The sequence below is a fragment of the Lyngbya confervoides BDU141951 genome (assembly GCF_000817775.3).
Lineage (GTDB): Bacteria > Cyanobacteriota > Cyanobacteriia > Thermosynechococcales > Thermosynechococcaceae > Lyngbya > Lyngbya confervoides.
This window is the reverse complement of record NZ_JTHE03000102.1, coordinates 1-15969: the sequence shown is the minus strand read 5'-3', so window position 1 is coordinate 15969 and position 15969 is coordinate 1. Positions and strand designations below refer to the sequence as shown.

19 protein-coding genes and 1 pseudogene are annotated in these 15969 nt (G+C 52.5%); 11 read left to right on the top strand and 9 right to left on the bottom strand.

What is annotated here, in order from left to right; genetic code table 11:
- Positions 1-285 precede the first annotated feature (285 nt).
- The 4 genes and pseudogenes from QQ91_RS17600 (at position 286) to QQ91_RS17585 (ending at position 2376) form a co-directional block, all read left to right on the top strand.
- A complete protein-coding gene (locus tag QQ91_RS17600; RefSeq protein ID WP_166283353.1) occupies positions 286-615 on the top strand; it encodes a cupin domain-containing protein in 330 nt (109 codons plus the stop codon).
- Positions 616-661: 46 nt separating this feature from the next.
- Entirely contained in the window at positions 662-1834 is a 1173-nt protein-coding gene (locus QQ91_RS17595) for a baeRF7 domain-containing protein (RefSeq protein WP_166283351.1), read from the top strand.
- Between the two features lie 21 nt (positions 1835-1855).
- Positions 1856-2239: pseudogene (locus QQ91_RS17590) on the top strand (SpoIIAA family protein); the annotation flags it as partial.
- A complete protein-coding gene (locus tag QQ91_RS17585) occupies positions 2236-2376 on the top strand; it encodes a SpoIIAA family protein (protein WP_236096226.1) in 141 nt (46 codons plus the stop codon). The pseudogene QQ91_RS17590 and the gene QQ91_RS17585, both read left to right, overlap by 4 nt.
- A gap of 92 nt (positions 2377-2468) precedes the next feature.
- Here the strand turns inward: QQ91_RS17585 and QQ91_RS17580 are convergent, their stop codons facing one another.
- Positions 2469-2678, bottom strand: a complete 210-nt coding sequence (locus QQ91_RS17580) for a hypothetical protein (RefSeq protein ID WP_166283322.1) — start codon at positions 2676-2678, stop codon at positions 2469-2471.
- 208 nt (positions 2679-2886) lie between these two features.
- On the opposite strand from QQ91_RS17580, the gene QQ91_RS17575 reads away from it, so the two are divergent.
- On the top strand, positions 2887-3198 hold the full coding sequence (locus QQ91_RS17575) for a hypothetical protein (RefSeq protein ID WP_201277497.1): 312 nt from the start codon (positions 2887-2889) through the stop codon (positions 3196-3198).
- 39 nt (positions 3199-3237) lie between these two features.
- Here the strand turns inward: QQ91_RS17575 and QQ91_RS17570 are convergent, their stop codons facing one another.
- Positions 3238-4314: a class I fructose-bisphosphate aldolase gene (locus tag QQ91_RS17570; RefSeq protein WP_166283349.1), complete on the bottom strand. Its 1077-nt coding sequence runs from the start codon at positions 4312-4314 to the stop codon at positions 3238-3240.
- Between the two features lie 14 nt (positions 4315-4328).
- Entirely contained in the window at positions 4329-5309 is a 981-nt protein-coding gene (locus QQ91_RS17565) for an RNA polymerase sigma factor, RpoD/SigA family (RefSeq protein ID WP_166283348.1), read from the bottom strand.
- Between the two features lie 621 nt (positions 5310-5930).
- Between QQ91_RS17565 and QQ91_RS17560 the strand changes: the two genes are divergently transcribed.
- From QQ91_RS17560 to QQ91_RS17550, 3 genes are all read left to right on the top strand, one after another.
- Entirely contained in the window at positions 5931-6107 is a 177-nt protein-coding gene (locus QQ91_RS17560; protein WP_166283346.1) for a hypothetical protein, read from the top strand.
- Between the two features lie 170 nt (positions 6108-6277).
- The gene (locus QQ91_RS17555; protein ID WP_166283344.1) at positions 6278-7177 is read left to right on the top strand and encodes a TIGR02587 family membrane protein; all 900 of its coding nucleotides are present in this window, start codon (positions 6278-6280) and stop codon (positions 7175-7177) included.
- Positions 7174-7632, top strand: a complete 459-nt coding sequence (locus tag QQ91_RS17550; RefSeq protein ID WP_166283342.1) for a TIGR02588 family protein — start codon at positions 7174-7176, stop codon at positions 7630-7632. The genes QQ91_RS17555 and QQ91_RS17550 overlap by 4 nt, the downstream gene beginning before the upstream one ends.
- Before the next feature lie 12 nt (positions 7633-7644).
- Here the strand turns inward: QQ91_RS17550 and QQ91_RS17545 are convergent, their stop codons facing one another.
- The 5 genes from QQ91_RS17545 to QQ91_RS17525 form a co-directional block, all read right to left on the bottom strand.
- The gene (locus tag QQ91_RS17545; protein ID WP_166283340.1) at positions 7645-7839 is read right to left on the bottom strand and encodes an NblA/ycf18 family protein; all 195 of its coding nucleotides are present in this window, start codon (positions 7837-7839) and stop codon (positions 7645-7647) included.
- Between the two features lie 306 nt (positions 7840-8145).
- A complete protein-coding gene (locus tag QQ91_RS17540) occupies positions 8146-8502 on the bottom strand; it encodes a phage holin family protein (RefSeq protein WP_166283338.1) in 357 nt (118 codons plus the stop codon).
- A 58-nt stretch (positions 8503-8560) separates the two neighbouring features.
- Positions 8561-9322, bottom strand: coding sequence for an alpha/beta fold hydrolase (locus tag QQ91_RS17535; protein WP_166283336.1), 762 nt, complete (start codon positions 9320-9322; stop codon positions 8561-8563).
- Complete coding sequence (locus QQ91_RS17530) at positions 9322-9792, bottom strand: cupin domain-containing protein (protein WP_166283334.1); 471 nt, start codon at positions 9790-9792, stop codon at positions 9322-9324. Before QQ91_RS17530 ends, QQ91_RS17535 begins: the two co-directional genes overlap by 1 nt.
- 95 nt (positions 9793-9887) lie before the next feature.
- Complete coding sequence (locus QQ91_RS17525; RefSeq protein ID WP_166283332.1) at positions 9888-11177, bottom strand: glucose-1-phosphate adenylyltransferase; 1290 nt, start codon at positions 11175-11177, stop codon at positions 9888-9890.
- Between the two features lie 432 nt (positions 11178-11609).
- On the opposite strand from QQ91_RS17525, the gene QQ91_RS17520 reads away from it, so the two are divergent.
- From QQ91_RS17520 to QQ91_RS17510, 3 genes are all read left to right on the top strand, one after another.
- Entirely contained in the window at positions 11610-12716 is a 1107-nt protein-coding gene (locus QQ91_RS17520) for a carboxylate-amine ligase (protein ID WP_166283330.1), read from the top strand.
- A 518-nt stretch (positions 12717-13234) separates the two neighbouring features.
- Entirely contained in the window at positions 13235-14020 is a 786-nt protein-coding gene (locus tag QQ91_RS17515; RefSeq protein ID WP_166283328.1) for a DUF2267 domain-containing protein, read from the top strand.
- Positions 14021-14445: 425 nt separating this feature from the next.
- Complete coding sequence (locus tag QQ91_RS17510; protein ID WP_166283326.1) at positions 14446-14775, top strand: hypothetical protein; 330 nt, start codon at positions 14446-14448, stop codon at positions 14773-14775.
- 545 nt (positions 14776-15320) lie between these two features.
- Here the strand turns inward: QQ91_RS17510 and QQ91_RS17505 are convergent.
- Positions 15321-15969, bottom strand: a 649-nt coding sequence (locus QQ91_RS17505; protein ID WP_250833389.1) for a hypothetical protein, incomplete at its 5' end; no start/stop codon positions are given.

Genomic DNA, 15969 nt, shown 5'->3' with positions numbered 1-15969 from the left:
CTCCAGGATCAACCCTGGTTAGAGCACTCTCCCAAAAAATACATTTTTCTCAAAACTGTCCCGCCTTAAATTGGTAGTCGAGTTTTTATGTCTTGGAGATAGGCCTGGAGTTAGCCAGCCGGACAAGGAATAACGCGATCGCCCTAAAAAACTCCCTCTATCGAATCGCCAAATTTCTCCCGATCGTTAGAGGAATCCGAGAAAATCCTATCTTAGTTTAAAAAAAGCCGTCAACAGCCGTCGCTGTTGCACAGCAACTTCATTGCACAAAAACATATTAAACCCATGAACCAAGCAGATACCTATCTTATTAATGAAAAAGATACCGCTGAAGGCAGCCAGGGTCAGAAATATCTAGCTTCGGGTCAGGAAATTGCGCTTCGCCTGTGGAAAGAAGAGTCGGCTGATACGGACAAGCCCCAGGCAAGCCGTAACTATGAAACCGTTGGCTATGTCATTTCTGGCCAAGCGGAACTCACCCTAGCTGGTCAAACCCTGGCCCTTAATCCCGGTGACTCTTGGTATATTCCCAAAGGATCGGCCCACCGCTATCGAATTCTAGAGTCCTTGACCGCCATCGAAGCCACCCACCCGCCGGCCCGTCAAGATCCCTAGCCGTTGACCCGGTCCCCTTTTTGCTGTTGCAACCCTTGAAATTCCCATGACCAACTTTTCCCTTTCTGAACTTAAGCAATTAATCCAAACCCGCAACGAGTTTTGCCTGTCCATCTATCTCCCCACCCATGAAAAGGGGGCAGAAACTCAGCAAAATCCCATTCGATTCAAAAATTTACTGGCAGAGGCAGCCCAAAAACTAGCGGCGGCTGGAATGGAGACAGAAGATCTAGAGGATCTTCTCGCACCGGCCCAATCGCGATTGGAGCAACGGCAGTTTTGGCAGCATCAAAACCAGGGGCTGGCCATGTTTCTAGCTCCGCAGCAGTTCCACTGCTATCGCTTGCCTCGGTCCTTTTCCCCGCAGGTGACTGTGGCCCACCGCTTCCAGGTTAAGCCCCTTATTCCCCTGTTGATTAATGATGGGCAATACTACATTCTCGCGGCGAGTCAAAACCAAACGCGTCTGTTTCAGGCGACCCGAGATCACATTCATCCCATGGAGGTGGAGGAGATGCCGGAGAGTTTGGCGGAAGCACTACGGTTCGATGATCCAGAGAAGCAGCTGCAGTTTCACAGCGGCAACCCCAGTCATTCTACGCCCACCTATCACGGCCAAGGAGTTGGCAGCACCGACAATAAAGTGGATATCCTGCGCTTTTTCCAAAAGGTGAATGATGGTTTGCAAGCCTTACTCAACGGATCTCAAGCCCCGTTGGTGTTTGTGGGTGTGGACTATCTATTCCCCATTTATCAAGAGGCCAACCACTATCCCCATCTGTTAGAGGAGGCGATCGCCACCAATCCCGACACGTTGATTGCTCAAGATCTTCACCAGCAAACCTGGGGTTTAGTGGAGCCCTATTTCACCCAGGTTAAGCAAGCGGCAATTGCCAAATATCAGGATCAAACCCCAACGCCAAATACCATTACTGATCTGCGCGACATTCTGGTAGCGGCCCACGATGGTCAAATTGAAAGCCTATTTTTCCGTCCGGATCAGGCCGTGTGGGGACAGTTCGATGCCGAAGCCCGCACGGTTTCAGTGGCAGACCACTCTAGTGCAAACAATGATGATTTACTCAACCTGGCCGTAATCTACACCCTATTTTGCGACGGAGAGGTCTTTGCAGTAGAGACGGAGGAACTGGCTGCGGCAAAGCCTGCGGCTGCTCTGCTGCGCTATCCCCTGCCGAAGGAAATGGCGACGGCTTCATAGGTTTTCTGGGCAGATTTCGATCAGGTGCTGCCGCGCATGAGATCAGATATTGAAACCGTTGGAAAGCTGAGGCTGCTCGAAGAAATTCGCAGTTTTGAAGGCACCGACCCCATCGCCCTCTGGAAAGATGCTCAATTTGACCTGAGCCACGTGAATGATTTTACCCATGTGGCTGTGGTTGCAGAAGCTCAATGGGTGAGAACCATTGCCACAGCGGCCGATAATTTCCTTGCCGCTGTGGTCAAGGCCTTTGAGCTAACACAACTGGAAGCGGCCCGAACCTGGCTCCTCAGCGCACCGGATCACGTGCAGCCCTTAGGCATGGCCTACCAAAACCACGCAGATAGCAATGTGGTAGAAATTACGGTTGAAGGCAAAATTACTGCCGCAGATATCGGGACATGACCCACGTCGCGATTGTGGCAGACCCCCGGTGGATGCGCACCATGGCAGAGGCCGTCAGCGCAATTTTTCCCGCGCAAATCAAAGCCTTCGAGGGATCGCAAATAGAAGCGGCCCGCACTTGGCTGACCCAAGCTTAATTCCTGATCCACCGGTCAAGCGATGACGAAAGCTCTAACTATCTGCCAGCCAAAGCTAGCAGAACTGACCGATCGCAGACGGCTCTTGCACCTCAGGCAGAGATTAAAACCTCCGGCACTGCTCGATGCATCGGAATTAACTGTTCCTGGGTGCTCTGGCGAACGATGAGGGTCGTCTCTCGAATCACCAGGATATATTCGCTATAGTCCACCATGTCATCCATGCCCACTAAATTTAAAACTACTTCAGCGATCGCCCAGATAACCATGGAAAGGATCAGTTTTTGCCAGCGAATGTCCATTGCCTTTTCCTTGCCTAGCCTTTTCCTTGCCTAAGTGGGGATTAACCGGTGACGATCAACAGGCCCATTGTAGAAAAAGTCATCCGCGGCATCATCACAACTCCGGTAGAATTTCACTGGCCCTGAGATCTTCCAAGGGATAGAGAAAAAGAGGGGAGACGGACAATCCCCTGGCTGGAAGTTCACTCAATGGTTAGATTCGCCAGCGTTGCCTTTCTGCTACACTCAGCTTAAGTTTACTCACCCCTACAAAATCTTAACCATTGTGACTCAAGAGACTCCCCTCACCGGCAATATCCTTATTAGCTGTGCCAAGGCCAATGCCAAATCGGGTATGACAGTTGCGGCTAGGCAATGTGGCTACGGCGATCGCCTAGCCGATTTCCAGCAGGCGTTGCAGAGTGCCTGTGCAGAAGCTGGCATTGAAATTCATGAGCTGAGTGATCTGCTCACCGATCGGCAGCGCCACCAACGTGCAGGCGGGGTTGAAATCGCTCCAGATTCTTACAATCAGCTGTAGGCACATCTTTCTGAATGGACGCCCTTAAAATATGCCCCCTTAGGCGACCGTCACCGAGTCAGAAAGATAAACATCCTGGATGAGATGGAATAAACGCACACCCTCCTGGATAGGGCGCTGAAACGTCTTGCGCCCTGAAATCAATCCGCACCCCCCCGCTCGCTTATTAATAACCGCGGTGCGGACTGCATCGGCAAAGTCGTTTTTTCCGGAGGCTCCCCCGGAGTTAATCAAGCCCGCGCGTCCAGCAAAGCTATTGAGAACCTGATATCGGCACAGATCAATGGGGTGATCGCTACACAACTCCGAGTAAACCTGGAGATGGGTCTTGCCGTAGCTTTGGCCCGTTGCCTGGCTCACAGCCCCGTAGCCATGGTTCGTGGTCGGCAGCTTTTGCTTAACGATATCAGCTTGCAGGGTTGCCCCGATATGATTGGCCTGCCCGGTTAAATCCGCAGCCAGATGATAGTCTTGATCTTGCTGGAATACGCTATTTCTCAAGTAGCACCAGAGAATGGTAGCCATGCCCAGATCGTGGGCCTGGGCAAAGGCCTGAGCAATCTCTGGAATCTGGCGGGCTGACTGAGGCGATCCAAAATAAATGGTGGCCCCCACAGCCACGGCCCCCAAGTTCCAGGCTTGCTGAACTGAGGCAAACAAAATTTGATCGGACTGGTTGGGATAGCTGAGCAGTTCGTTGTGATTGATCTTAAGGATAAAGGGAATCTTGTGGGCATATTTACGCGAGACGCTGCCCAGAATGCCCAGGGTGGTGGCAATGGCGTTGCACCCTCCTTCCAGGGCCAGCTTGAGAATGTTCTCGCTGTCAAAGTAGATGGGGTTTGGGGCAAAGGAGGCCCCAGCGGAATGCTCAATGCCCTGATCCACGGGCAGAATGGACAGATATCCGGTATTGGCAAGGCGCCCATGACCATAAAGCTGCTGCAAGCTTCGCAGCACCTGGGCATTGCGATCGCTAAGCCCAAAAATGCGGTCCACCCAGTCGGGTCCTGGCAGATGCAGCAGTTCCGAAGAGACCTTGGCCTGGTAGCTGAGCAATGACTCGGCCTCTTCGCCCAGCAGGGTTTCAATAGATTCGATTGCCGAGATGGCCATAGAACGGGTCCTCCTTAACTGGCGAGATACGCCTGAAGATTGGTGCGATGGTTTTTGCGCAGATAGGTGAGTGCTTGACGCTGCAGTTGACGCACCCGTTCGCGGCTAATCTGAAGTCGTTTGCCCACGGCAGCCAGGGTCATGGGCTTCTCTCCCGAAAGACCAAAGCGCAAGGTCAGCACTTCTCGCGCGCGCGGGTTCAAGCTGGCCAGGGCCAATTCCAGGTCTTGACGCATCAAGCTTTCGCGCACGTAGTCATCTGGAGAGGCTCCGCCATCTTCTAGCAGATCCACCAGCTCGGTGTCCTGCTGAGCACCGACGCGCTTATCAATGGATAGGGTCGGGCGAGAAAGCTTTAAGAACTTGCGAATTTGGTCAGCCTCAAGTCCCAGTTCATCTCCAACTTCCTCTGGCGTGGCTTGACGCCCTAGGGTTTGGGCAAGCTGCCGCTGGATTTTTTTGATTTTATTGAGCTTTTCCACCACATGGATCGGCAGTCGGACTGTACGAGACTGCTCTGCGATCGCGCGGGTAATGGCCTGACGAATCCACCAGTAGGCATAGGTGGAAAACCGATAGCCCTGCAACGGATCAAACTTTTCCACGCCTCGCTGCAGCCCCAAGCTTCCTTCCTGAATCAAGTCAAGCAACTCCATGTTGCGGTTTAAATACTTTTTGGCAATGGACACCACCAGCCGCAGGTTGGCTTTGACCATCGTTTGCTTGGCCTTTTGACCCTGGCGCATCACCTTGTGTAGATCGACTTCGCTCAGCCCTGCGGCCTCGGCCCAATCAGCCTCACAGACGGCCCCATTCTCCTCTAGTTCTTCTCGCGTTTTTAACAGCGACATCATGGCTTGCACTTGCTTGCCGTAGATAATTTCTTCGTCTTTGGTCAACCGGGGAACCTGACCAATTTCATGCAGGTACATCCGGACTAGATCCCTTGAAGAACGAGTGGGACGACGATCTTGAGTTTGAGGAGTAGGGGACATCCAGTAAAATCTCCAGCGCGTATGGACGAAAAGCGTGCTCTAAAACTAACTTATCAAGGTCAATCCCAGGATTTGATCCTTCTGTTGATACAGATCTTTATGTTTAGACTCTGCCAGAAGGTACAACTTTTACATCCAAACGGATCTATTTGGGTCAGGGTGTATCTATTGATACCGGGTTCCTGTTTCCAAAAGATCGATGGGCAGCCCCGATCAAGGATTCACCCGTGTCTAGCATATTGTTGTCCTGGCAAAGTCTAGATTACCTGTGCCTGGAAGTTAGCGGCGTTTGGCGGGCCTCCTCGCACTGGCAACAGGTCCATTTCCTGCTGTCGCGTCCTGACCTGTTCAAGAACGCTCTATTGCAGATCAGTCGCTCTATAGGGGGGAAGTAAGTGAGGGAAAATCAGCAAGCAGATCCCCCTGATCGGCTCTGCCTAGACCCATCGACAGAGGTCAACCGGCAACCGGCACAGTAGGATAGCGATTAACCTGCTGACATCGACCTTGAACTGGCAAGCAACGTATTTTGTCCGGTCGCCTCGATGCACTACAGGTCCCCAAAAATTGTCCTTTTCCCTACTCAGGCCTCGTTTTACCACCACTGCCGGGAGAGATCCAATGCAACACCCCAACCCATGGATTCGATCTAGCCAATATTTTTGCGTCATGTTCTTTGAGCGGGGCAATCTCTTAATTTTGCTGTTGCTGGTCATTATTGCCGCCGCAAGCTGCACCGCTGCGCCCCAGGCAATCCCCTCGCAACGCCCAGAGGCTGCGGCGATGATTCATCCCTAACTGATTGAGCCTGCACTGATCGAGCCTGCACTGATTGAGCCTGAGCGATTTGCTCCTAGGTGCCTGTGAATGAGCAATGCTCAGCTCTTGGCCGCGTTGTCATCGTCTCTTAGATTCCTTCCACCCGCAAGAGAGACCCAATATTTCTTTGCCATGACCCATTCCCTGCCATGACCCAGCCCAAGTCTCAGCCCTCTGATCTCCAGCGAGAAGTGAATGATCTGGTGCGGGGAACCTGCGGTGGATTTTTGTTTGGCATTCCGCTGTTTTACACCATGGAAGTCTGGTGGATTGGCTCTGCTACGTCACCGCCGCTGCTGCTATTGGCGATCGCAACCATGCTCCTAGTGGTCTTTCTGCTGAACTTGACCCAGGGCTTTCGGAGTACTCGCCGGAAAACCTTGGGGGCTGCGCTGAATGATACGATTGATGCCATTGCCATAGGGCTAGTCAATGCCGCCTGGATGCTGGTACTGCTGCAGGAAATCACCCTCCAGACGAATCTCAGCGAGACCCTGGGAAAGGTAGTGTTTGAAAGCGTCCCCTTTGCCTTGGGGGCAGCCCTGGCGAACCAATTTCTGGAGAGGGAAAGCCAGCCGCAGAAAAGCCAGAGAAAAAAACCGGGTAGACCAGCAGCCGATTCCCGCCCAACTCGCCCGTCAACCTACGTACTCAATGACACCCTGAGCGATATTGGCGCGACTCTCATGGGGGCTTTAATCATTGCCTTTAGTATTGCCCCCACTGAGGAAGTGCCGATGCTTGCTGCTCCCCTGCAGGGAATTTGGCTCTTGCTCATTGTGCTCTCTTCCCTGATCATTTCCTACGGCATTGTCTTTCAGGCTAATTTTGGACGGCAGTCTCAACGGCAGCAGCAAACGGGGCTGTTTCAAAGTCCCATTAGCGAAACCATTGTGTCTTATCTGGTATCTCTGTTTGCCGCAGCAACGATGCTCTTTTTCTTTCAGCAGGTAGGACTAGAAACCCCCTGGGAAACGATTTTGCGCTATACGCTAGTACTGGGATTACCGGCCACCATTGGCGGAGCAGCTGGGAGATTAGCCCTATGACACAGAGACACACACCCCCGGCAACCGATGACGCTTCCAGGACTCCGGAGCCTGCAACCCATCGGCCTCAATCAACGGCTGAATGGATCAGCTTGGGATTTAGCAGCTTGATTTTGTCGCTGGTGGTGGGACTCGTGATTCATCTCTGGGTGAGCGATCGCCAGCAGCAACCGCCTATTTTGGAAATTTTGCAGGCGGCAGAGATTCGATCGGTCAAAACCCGCGCAGCAACTCAGTATTACGTCCCCTTTGTGGTGGTCAATCACGGGGGAGAAACGGCTGAGGCTGTGCAGGTTATCGCAGAGCTACAACGAGACGGTATTCTGTTGGAATCCGGTGAGCAGACCATTGATTTTCTCTCTCGCCAGGAGAAGGCGGAGGGGGCGTTTATTTTTTCCTCTGACCCGCAGCTGGCAACTCTGAAACTCCGCGTTGCCAGCTATCGCAAACCGTAACAAGTCCCGCGGCTAGGACTCGGAAGCAAAGAAAAGCGGATCGCGATGGGTCAGCAGGTGTTTAATGACGTTGTTTTTAATCATCAGCTGCTTTAAGGTCTGCAGCAGATAGTCATTCTTTTGATCCTCGCTGAGTTGATCCACCTGCTGCTCAAAGGAGCGGAGGTTAAATTCCTGCTCTAAGGAAAGTTCAAATGCAGATTCCATGGATAAATCTCCTTTAATTTCCAATCGGGCCAATTTGCCTGGACAAAATAGGGGATTGCAGTGATTTTGTCTTGTACTTGTCAAACACTGTAATATTTTCCAGAGTTCGTTTCCTCTATCCGATGTCTTATTCCGCCCCTGGGAGTCTACTTCTGGAGATTGAGGTTTGTTAGCCAGTGGCTGAGCCACCAAGGCCTTAGAGAACAAGGGTTACAAAGGTGAGAGGCATCCCATCTTAAAGGGTTTCCATGGCAAAACCGGCCCCTCCCTAGGAACCGGTTCTGGGTCAAATCTGTGGCAAGGAATCTACGCGATCGCGGAGGGCAGCACATTAAAAATCAGGCTGTTGAGGAGGCTTAAAACCACAGCCCCCACCAGCGCACTCAGAAATCCCCATTGCAGCCGGAATCCCTTCACCAGATAGGCGGTAATGCCGAACAAAATGGCATTGATGACGACGGCAAACAGGCCGAAGGTCAGGAAGGTGATGGGAAAGGAGAAAAAGCGGAAAATGGGCCCGAGAATTGCATTGACGGCCCCCAGGACAGCTGCGGACCAAAGAGCAGTGTAAAAATCCTCCACTTCCGTGCCCAGGGACAGTCGGGAGAGGATAAAGAGGCTGAGGCTGGTCACCAGCCAGGTGGTCAGAACGCTTGCAAGCATGGTAAACCTCCAAGTAAGTGGGATGGGTTTGGGTGGGAATGAGTTCGGAGAAAACAAGCTAGGAGGAGTCGGCCCAAGCAGCCTCGGCCACGATCTGGAGGTGGTGCGCCACCCAGTCAGGGGCCTCTAGGGGAATAAGATGCCCTACCCCGGCAATAAAGTAAGCCTTCGCCTGGGGCAGGTATTGCTCAATATCTTGCCGCAGACGGGTGGCCGGAATGACGGGATCATCTTGGGAGGCCAGCACCGTGATGGGCAGGCTGAGCTGAGCCGCGGATTCAGCCAGGGAGTGGTTCATGCCTTCGCGCAGCCACCAGCGCCAGGCAGAAGCTTCAACCACTTGATGGGTTTCTAGGGCTAGGGATTGCTGATCTGGACTCAGGGGTCTGTGGGTGGCATTCTTCACCGTGGTAGCAGCATTTTCCAGGCTAGGATGGTTCTCCAGCAGCCGGGTTTTCTCCGACTCTGGCATGGGCTCCTGGGTAGGCGGAGAAGGGGCAACCAGGACAAGCTGCTGCGGGGGGCGATCGCTTTGGATCGCAACCTGAAGCGCCAGTTTGCCTCCCATGGAATGTCCCACCAGAATATAGTCGGTGACGGCGAATCTCTCCAGGTCCCTGAGCACCGATTGCCCATAGGCGCTCAGGGAAGGAGTCTCTAGCGCTGGTCGGCCGCCGAACCCCGGCAGGTCCAGGGCAATGCAGCGACTGGTCGGCATTCGATCTGTGACCCAGCGCCAGCTCTGGGCGGAGCCGCCAAAATAGTGGAGAAACACAAAGGTGGAACCCGCTGGCGAGTCAGGAGAGGTTTTAGGAGGCATTACTCACCAGAATCCGGTTGAAATTGAGTGGGAGGCGCTGCAATCCAAGTATCTTCTTGAATTTGAAGAATCATCAGCATGGCCGGGCGATCGCCCACGGTGCCGGAGAGATGTCCCTGGTGTCCATCGGCATCGGGTTGGGTGTGTTGGTCGGCACCAAAGGACACCTCACCGGGGCCCATCTCCACCCGGTGACCATCCATGGTTTCCACAAACCAGCGCCCCGACAACGGGATAATCCACTGGGGCTTTGGATTTTCGTGCCATTCCCCCACCCAACCCACGGGGAGATGGGCAAACAGCACTTCACTGGCTGCGGCCATCAGTCGGCAGTTCCACTGGGGATCTGCCTCGCCCCCCATGCTTTCTTGCTCAAATTGGGTCAGCCGACAGCGAGTTTGGTGACTCACGCCGCTTGGATCGGTCCAAACGTGCCAATAATCTAGGGTGGGAGTAGAGGGATAGGACATAGGTTAACCACAAGAGTCCGGGTAAACAGGAACCTGATCTGTTTCAGGGGCAGATTTCAAGGGAGTGCTTGCATGGAGTGCTTGCATGGCCTGCTTTAAATGATGGTTTGATCGGGAATTGTGGCGTCCTTCAAGACGGTCACAATCCCACTGCGAATGCAAAACCCCTCAGCTTCTCGATCCGCTTCTTGAACGCGATCTTTGTTTAAGATTTTGACATCACAGCCAATTCTGGCATTCTTATCCACAATGGCATGGCGAATCAGGCTGTTGGCTCCAATTCCCAAGGGAATATGGGCTACATTACAGTCCTTACGATCTTCAAAATTCGATTCGTAGTGATCTGCGCCCATGATCAGGCTATCTTCAATCCGGCAACCGGAATCAATTCGCGTCCTAATGCCCAGAACTGAATTGTGAATGGCACATTCCTTGAGAATGCACCCTTCGCTGATCATGGATTGAATAACTTCGCAGTGGAGCTGTTTGGTGGGGGGCAGGTAGCGAGCGCGGGTATAGATGGGCGCTTCTTCATGATAGAAACTGAAGGGAGGATGGGGCTGCTGGGAAAGGGCCAGGTTAGCCTTAAAAAAGGACTCAATGGTGCCAATATCTTCCCAATAGTCGTTAAATAAGTAAGCCTGGACCTGGTGGTTTTTGGCGGCTTCGGGAATGATTTCCTTACCAAAATCTGTGTAGTCAGTGTATTTCTCCAGTAAATCAATCAGAACCTGGCGCTTAAACAAATAGATGCCCATGGAGGCAATGAAGGGCTTCTCCTGCGCGGCCTCGGGGGAAAGTCCCAGGGTCGTCGTGTCGACCTGCATCTGCTGCAGGGCATCCCCTTCTGGTTTTTCGCTAAAGTCAATAATTCGTCCCGAGGCGTCAATTTTCATTAGCCCAAAGCTAGAGGCTCGCGCTGGGTCGATGGGTAAAACCGAGAGCGTAATATCGGCGTTTGTGTCTCGATGGTGCTGCACAAAGTCACTGTAGTCCATACGGTACAGGTGATCCCCCGAAAGAATCAGATATTCCTGAACGTTGAGGTCCCGAAAGAGCCACAGGTACTGGCGAACGGCATCTGCAGTGCCCTGGAACCAGTCCAGATTCTCCGGGGTTTGCTGGGCAGCTAACACTTCGATAAATCCCTGCTGAAAGCTAGAAAAACCATAGGCGCGGGAAATGTGTTGATTCAGCGAGGCGGAGTTGAACTGAGTGAGCACATAGGTTTTTGTGATGCCCGAGTTGATGCAGTTACTGATGGGAATATCAATGAGCCGATGCTTCCCGGCGATGGGAACCGCAGGCTTAGCCCGCTTTTTAGTCAAAGGATACAGGCGCGTTCCTCGTCCGCCTCCCAAAATGATGGCCAGTACTCGTTTCACAGAACCTCCCGTTGCTTGTATTGTTCCATTCAGATGGGGATCAGAGTTGCAACCCTACTCAGGTGCAGGTTCGGTGAGGGAGCGGCTTCAGCCCTCTCCCACTTTTCCCCTCTCCAACTATCCCCTCCAACTATCCCTAAGTTGCGATCGCTCCACATGAGTCTATAGAAGGAAATTCGGAACAATCTTTGTCCGGTGCCCTTCCGTTCCCCGGCCTCGGACAGTCGATTCTGGGCCAAAATCCTCCGCAAGATCTCCCCAAAGATAGAGACCCCGCTCTACCTCCCAGAAGAATGCCGAGTCTTTTAGCTGCGCTAAGCTTCTTGAGACTGGGGATTGATGCATAGAACTCCAGCGAGCATCTGCGAGCGCGCGGCAACTCTGGGATGGACAGACCCTTAGAGCAAGCACGAATCAAGTGAGGACACATTGATGCCAGATCCTGCCTTCACCCTTGGCGTTGAAGAGGAATATCAGGTGATTGACCCCGCGACTCGCCAACTCGCCAGTCAGTCCGGCAAGCTGATCCAGACCAATCAGCAAAATCCCCAAACGGCGACATTAATCCATGAAATGCATCGTTGCCAGGTTGAGATTGCCACCGATGTTTGTTACACCCTCTCCGAAGTTCGGGCGCAACTTGTCCGCGCACGGCAGGCGGCAAATCAGGCGGCGCAAAGTCACGGCCTAGCGATCGCCGCCGCTGGAACCCACCCGTTTTCTCGATGGCAGCAGCAGCACCTGACGCCCAAGGACCGCTACCGCAGTCTCAATACCGATCTTCAGCAGCTGGTTCGGGAGCTAATTATTTTTGGATGTCATGTTCACATTGGAATTGCGGACCGGGACGCGGCCATCGGCGTGATGAATCGCGCCAGACTCTGGCTGCCGTCCTTACTGGCCCTCACTGCCAGCTCACCGTTCTGGCTGGGAAAGGACACCGGTTATCACAGCTATCGCATGGTGCTCTGGAGTCGCCTGCCCACGGCAGGTCCGCCCCCCATCTTCACAGACTACCGGGATCATCAGCAGTTTGTACAGCGACTGATCGACACCGAGATCATTGATGACCCTACCAAAATTTACTGGGACATTCGCCTTTCCGATCGCTTTCCCACAATTGAGTTTCGCATGGCAGACGTTTGCACCACGGTGGATGAAACAGTGATGTTTGCAGGCTTGGTTCGCGCCCTGACCCAAACTTGCTACCAGGCATTTCTCGATTGCCGCCCCTATCCAGAAATTCGCACGGAGCTGCTAAAAGCCGCAATGTGGCAAGCCGCACGCTACGGCACCCAAGGACACCTCATTGACTTTTCCCAACTGCGGCCCATTCCGGCCGCAGACTCTATCCAGGCCCTACTGCAGACTCTACAGCCCGCCCTTGAACGCAATGGAGATTGGGAGGTGGTACGGCAGCAGGTAGATCAAGTTTTGACCCAGGGCAACGGCGCCCTCCGCCAACGGCAGGTGTTTGCCCAGCAGGGGAGTTACCCGGCGGTGGTCGATCAAATTGTTGAGCAAACTCGGCAGGTCTGAAATCGCTGCCGAGTAGGGGCGTCAAGTTAGCGCCTAGGCTGGCACAATTGGTTCCCCTTCCCCATTCTTTGCGCGGCGCCCCTGGGTCTCGAACTGGCGCTCAACTCGGTCTGAGCAGAGTCATCTCACCTCGAAGGGCTCTGCCGAAGGGCGGAGTTTGACGTGGCAAGAATCCCACCGACAGAGGGATGCGGTCTAACCCCAAGGTCGGCTTAGATTGGTAAAGGTGCTGCTTGACGAGGCAATCTAGCAGTTCGCGATCGCCGATTTCCTGGATTTGGGCCAGCAATAGGCCGGATATCCAGAAGAAGACCTTAGAGAGAAGACCTTACTGAAGAGAGGATATCGCCGTGTTTTAGCGTCCGAGCTGCGATTCGACAACGAGGTGATTCAACTATTGAGACTCGCTGAATCACCTTTCTATCTAGTTGTTGATGACGGTCTTCCATCTGTCAGGGAGGGATCGTGAAGCTTTCCCTGGCAGCTTAGCAAACCCCGAAGGAGTTTATCTACTTACTATGACGATTACGTTACAGCCTAAACTTGCCTACGCGCTACTCGACCAGCTTAGCAGCGATAAAAGTCACGATGAAACCTCGCTCAAGCCAGCCGTCGAAGAAAAGCTAGGTCACCCGGTGTCTGAGAAGGATTTTCTAGGCCATTTAGATTACATGAATCAACGCGGGTTTATCCAAGCAGACTTTTCAGGAGATGCCTACGCCGACAAAGGGCCAAACCCTTTACCGTCCTTAGTTTCCCTGAAAGATGCCCAGGTTACGTCCTCGGGGCAATCTCTATTACAAAAATTGGAGCATCAAATGGCAAAGCATTCAGACTCTTCTAAAAATACCGCAATTTCTCCTGAAAACATGGCTTTTCTGGAGAAGGTGATGGCGAAGGCCGGGCTTCCCGATGTCTTTGACGCTCGTGACATTACAGAAGTAGTGTTTCGGACCATGCGCGACATGATGGGTAACGAAGCGGCCCAGAACATTGCCAGCGAACTGCGGACGCCCGCTTCTAAAAGCCATGCGAAGGAAATTCAGGAAGAGGTAGCCGATCTATGGCTAGATACCAATCCCATCGTCAGCTTTATCAGCAGCATTCGCCCCCCTTTGGAAATTGACGATAGTCTATTCTTGCGACGCGTCAACCAAGAGGGGGCGGTGCCCAAGCAGGTCTCCGTTGAAAAGGTCGTCAGCGCCATCTTTTCAGCGACGAAAGCCGAGCTGAGCTCAGCACAGGTCCAAGAGATTGAGAATCATCTTCCCGGTCAGATTAAGACCCTTTGGCAAGAAGCCTAGGCTAAGCAGCAGCCCTACCTCTACCGATGATGGGGTCCTTTAGCCTCATTATTTAGTCGCTTTGCCTGGCCCCAGCGGAGTCGTTGACCGGCTCCGCTTTTTGTTACGCCGTTTTTTGTGACGTCGTCTTGATGGGGGATCAGCGCGGTTGGCCGATCGCTTCTCCAACGGCAGCGGCTTCTGTCTCTTGGTAGAGGTTTTCCTGGGGACAGATACGGAAAAGTTCACCCTAGAGAGGCATCGAGTTTGACGCCCAAGTCTCTATGCTAAGAGCAAAGGAAGGGCCGTTGCAGTGAGAAAGATCTTGCCCCTGTTACTGTTCTATGTCCCCTCCTAGCCGATCCGTGTCCGCGCGGCGATCGCCTTTGAGGATCGTCCGATTTACAAAATCCATCCCAACATTCATTGATTTAGGAACAAGTCCCATGGTTAATCAAAGAGATCGAGAAGTTAGCGCTTACAACGAAGGCTATGCTGATGCCAGACGTGCCGGAAGTGGGGGAAGCCTGCTGGGTATTTTTCTAGGCGTAGTGGTTGTTCTTGGGCTAGGAGCCGGGGCTTACTTTCTGCTGGCTGGCCAATCCCCAACCTCGGAGGACAGTCCCGATATTATCAATGTGCCTGCCCAGGAAGCGCCCCAAGCTCCGGATGTGAATGTTGATGTCCCCTCGCCTGAGATTAACATTGAAGCGCCTAGCTCTGAATCTCCCTCTGGGAGTACGGAGAGTTCCGGTAGCTCCACGGAATCTCCCTAACCCATCATTGCTGATCTGATCATGTCAGCAGCATTCTCCCTCACCGTCTCAGCTCTCTTTGGAGAGTCAGGCGGTGAGTGACGCTTAATCTGGAAGATATTTCCCGCCCCTTTCCACGCCGGGGACTCCTCCGCTTCCTTCAGCCGGGGACGAGGCGGGAACGAGGCAGGGCGATATCGTGAGAGACTAAACCTGCCATGAGGGTCTAGCGCTGGCATGGGACAAAACCGCTTGCCGGAAGTCATCCAGACTTTTTAACAGGCGATCGCAACAGCCCTAGAGAATGCAGAAGCAGCCGAAAATCGCGGGCAGGCTGAAGCCCAGTTAGTCCAGACAAGCCAATAAGCAAAGGAAGGGCGGCAACTTAAGCCTAAGGTGTTGACGCTGAGTGGTGAAAAAAGTCATCACCCTGTCCTTTGTATCCAAGGGGATCCACAGAATTTGGCGGAGAGGAACGCCTTACCTTATGTGATGCTTGGGCCAACATATTGTTTAGACCGTGAGTCTTGCTTTGTCAATCGCCTAGGATAATGCACCCCATTTCATTAACTTTCAGGGGGCAATGCCTCAACGTATGGAGCAATATAATTACGCCCCTTTTCGATATAGTATGGGGTAAACAAAGATTCAAACTCCTGTTTTACTAATTGCATTGCAGTATCTAACCGTTGACGACCATATACCAAAAATTGAGCCGTAGAATATGCATAGTATTCTTCCTCAGCACCAGCAACATTTTTCTTAAATGCATCTTGGTAAAGATTTCGTCCCTCCTCAATCAATTTTTCAATAGGCAAAGTGAAGTGTATCGCTTCTCCACGAGAAAGATCGACTTTCTTATCTTTAATAAATCCAATTACTGTCCTCATGCATTCACGAGTTTGCTCTACAGATAAGCAATGCTTATCCTGTCTCCGAAATCCCCATTGAGTACAACCATTTGTCACTTCAAGAACCCGCAAAACAGCAAGCTTGTCAAGCTCTGTTGAGTCAATCTTCTGCAATTCACGAATATGGTATTCAATGCGTTTTTGGAAATTACAAAAATCAGCTTCAAAGTATTCTTTAAGTTCTTTGATCTCAGCTAGTTTTTGCCATTGGACTGACATCATTAGAAGGGTGTGACCAAGATTTGATGTTATATTTTTGCAAAGCTGAAGCCATATTGATTGATTTTTGACCAGAATTGTTGCC

Coding starts and splice junctions, on each gene's coding strand:
- QQ91_RS17540 (WP_166283338.1), bottom strand. CDS start 8,502: ATGCTTGCAAGCGTTCTGACCACCTGGCTGGTGACCAGCCTCAGCCTC.
- QQ91_RS17545 (WP_166283340.1), bottom strand. CDS start 7,839: ATGGAATCTGCATTTGAACTTTCCTTAGAGCAGGAATTTAACCTCCGC.
- QQ91_RS17585 (WP_236096226.1), top strand. CDS start 2,236: ATGACCCACGTCGCGATTGTGGCAGACCCCCGGTGGATGCGCACCATG.
- QQ91_RS17550 (WP_166283342.1), top strand. CDS start 7,174: ATGACACAGAGACACACACCCCCGGCAACCGATGACGCTTCCAGGACT.
- QQ91_RS17560 (WP_166283346.1), top strand. CDS start 5,931: ATGCAACACCCCAACCCATGGATTCGATCTAGCCAATATTTTTGCGTC.
- QQ91_RS17555 (WP_166283344.1), top strand. CDS start 6,278: ATGACCCAGCCCAAGTCTCAGCCCTCTGATCTCCAGCGAGAAGTGAAT.
- QQ91_RS17535 (WP_166283336.1), bottom strand. CDS start 9,322: ATGCCTCCTAAAACCTCTCCTGACTCGCCAGCGGGTTCCACCTTTGTG.
- QQ91_RS17565 (WP_166283348.1), bottom strand. CDS start 5,309: ATGTCCCCTACTCCTCAAACTCAAGATCGTCGTCCCACTCGTTCTTCA.
- QQ91_RS17515 (WP_166283328.1), top strand. CDS start 13,235: ATGACGATTACGTTACAGCCTAAACTTGCCTACGCGCTACTCGACCAG.
- QQ91_RS17530 (WP_166283334.1), bottom strand. CDS start 9,792: ATGTCCTATCCCTCTACTCCCACCCTAGATTATTGGCACGTTTGGACC.
- QQ91_RS17570 (WP_166283349.1), bottom strand. CDS start 4,314: ATGGCCATCTCGGCAATCGAATCTATTGAAACCCTGCTGGGCGAAGAG.
- QQ91_RS17580 (WP_166283322.1), bottom strand. CDS start 2,678: ATGGACATTCGCTGGCAAAAACTGATCCTTTCCATGGTTATCTGGGCG.
- QQ91_RS17520 (WP_166283330.1), top strand. CDS start 11,610: ATGCCAGATCCTGCCTTCACCCTTGGCGTTGAAGAGGAATATCAGGTG.
- QQ91_RS17600 (WP_166283353.1), top strand. CDS start 286: ATGAACCAAGCAGATACCTATCTTATTAATGAAAAAGATACCGCTGAA.
- QQ91_RS17595 (WP_166283351.1), top strand. CDS start 662: ATGACCAACTTTTCCCTTTCTGAACTTAAGCAATTAATCCAAACCCGC.
- QQ91_RS17510 (WP_166283326.1), top strand. CDS start 14,446: ATGGTTAATCAAAGAGATCGAGAAGTTAGCGCTTACAACGAAGGCTAT.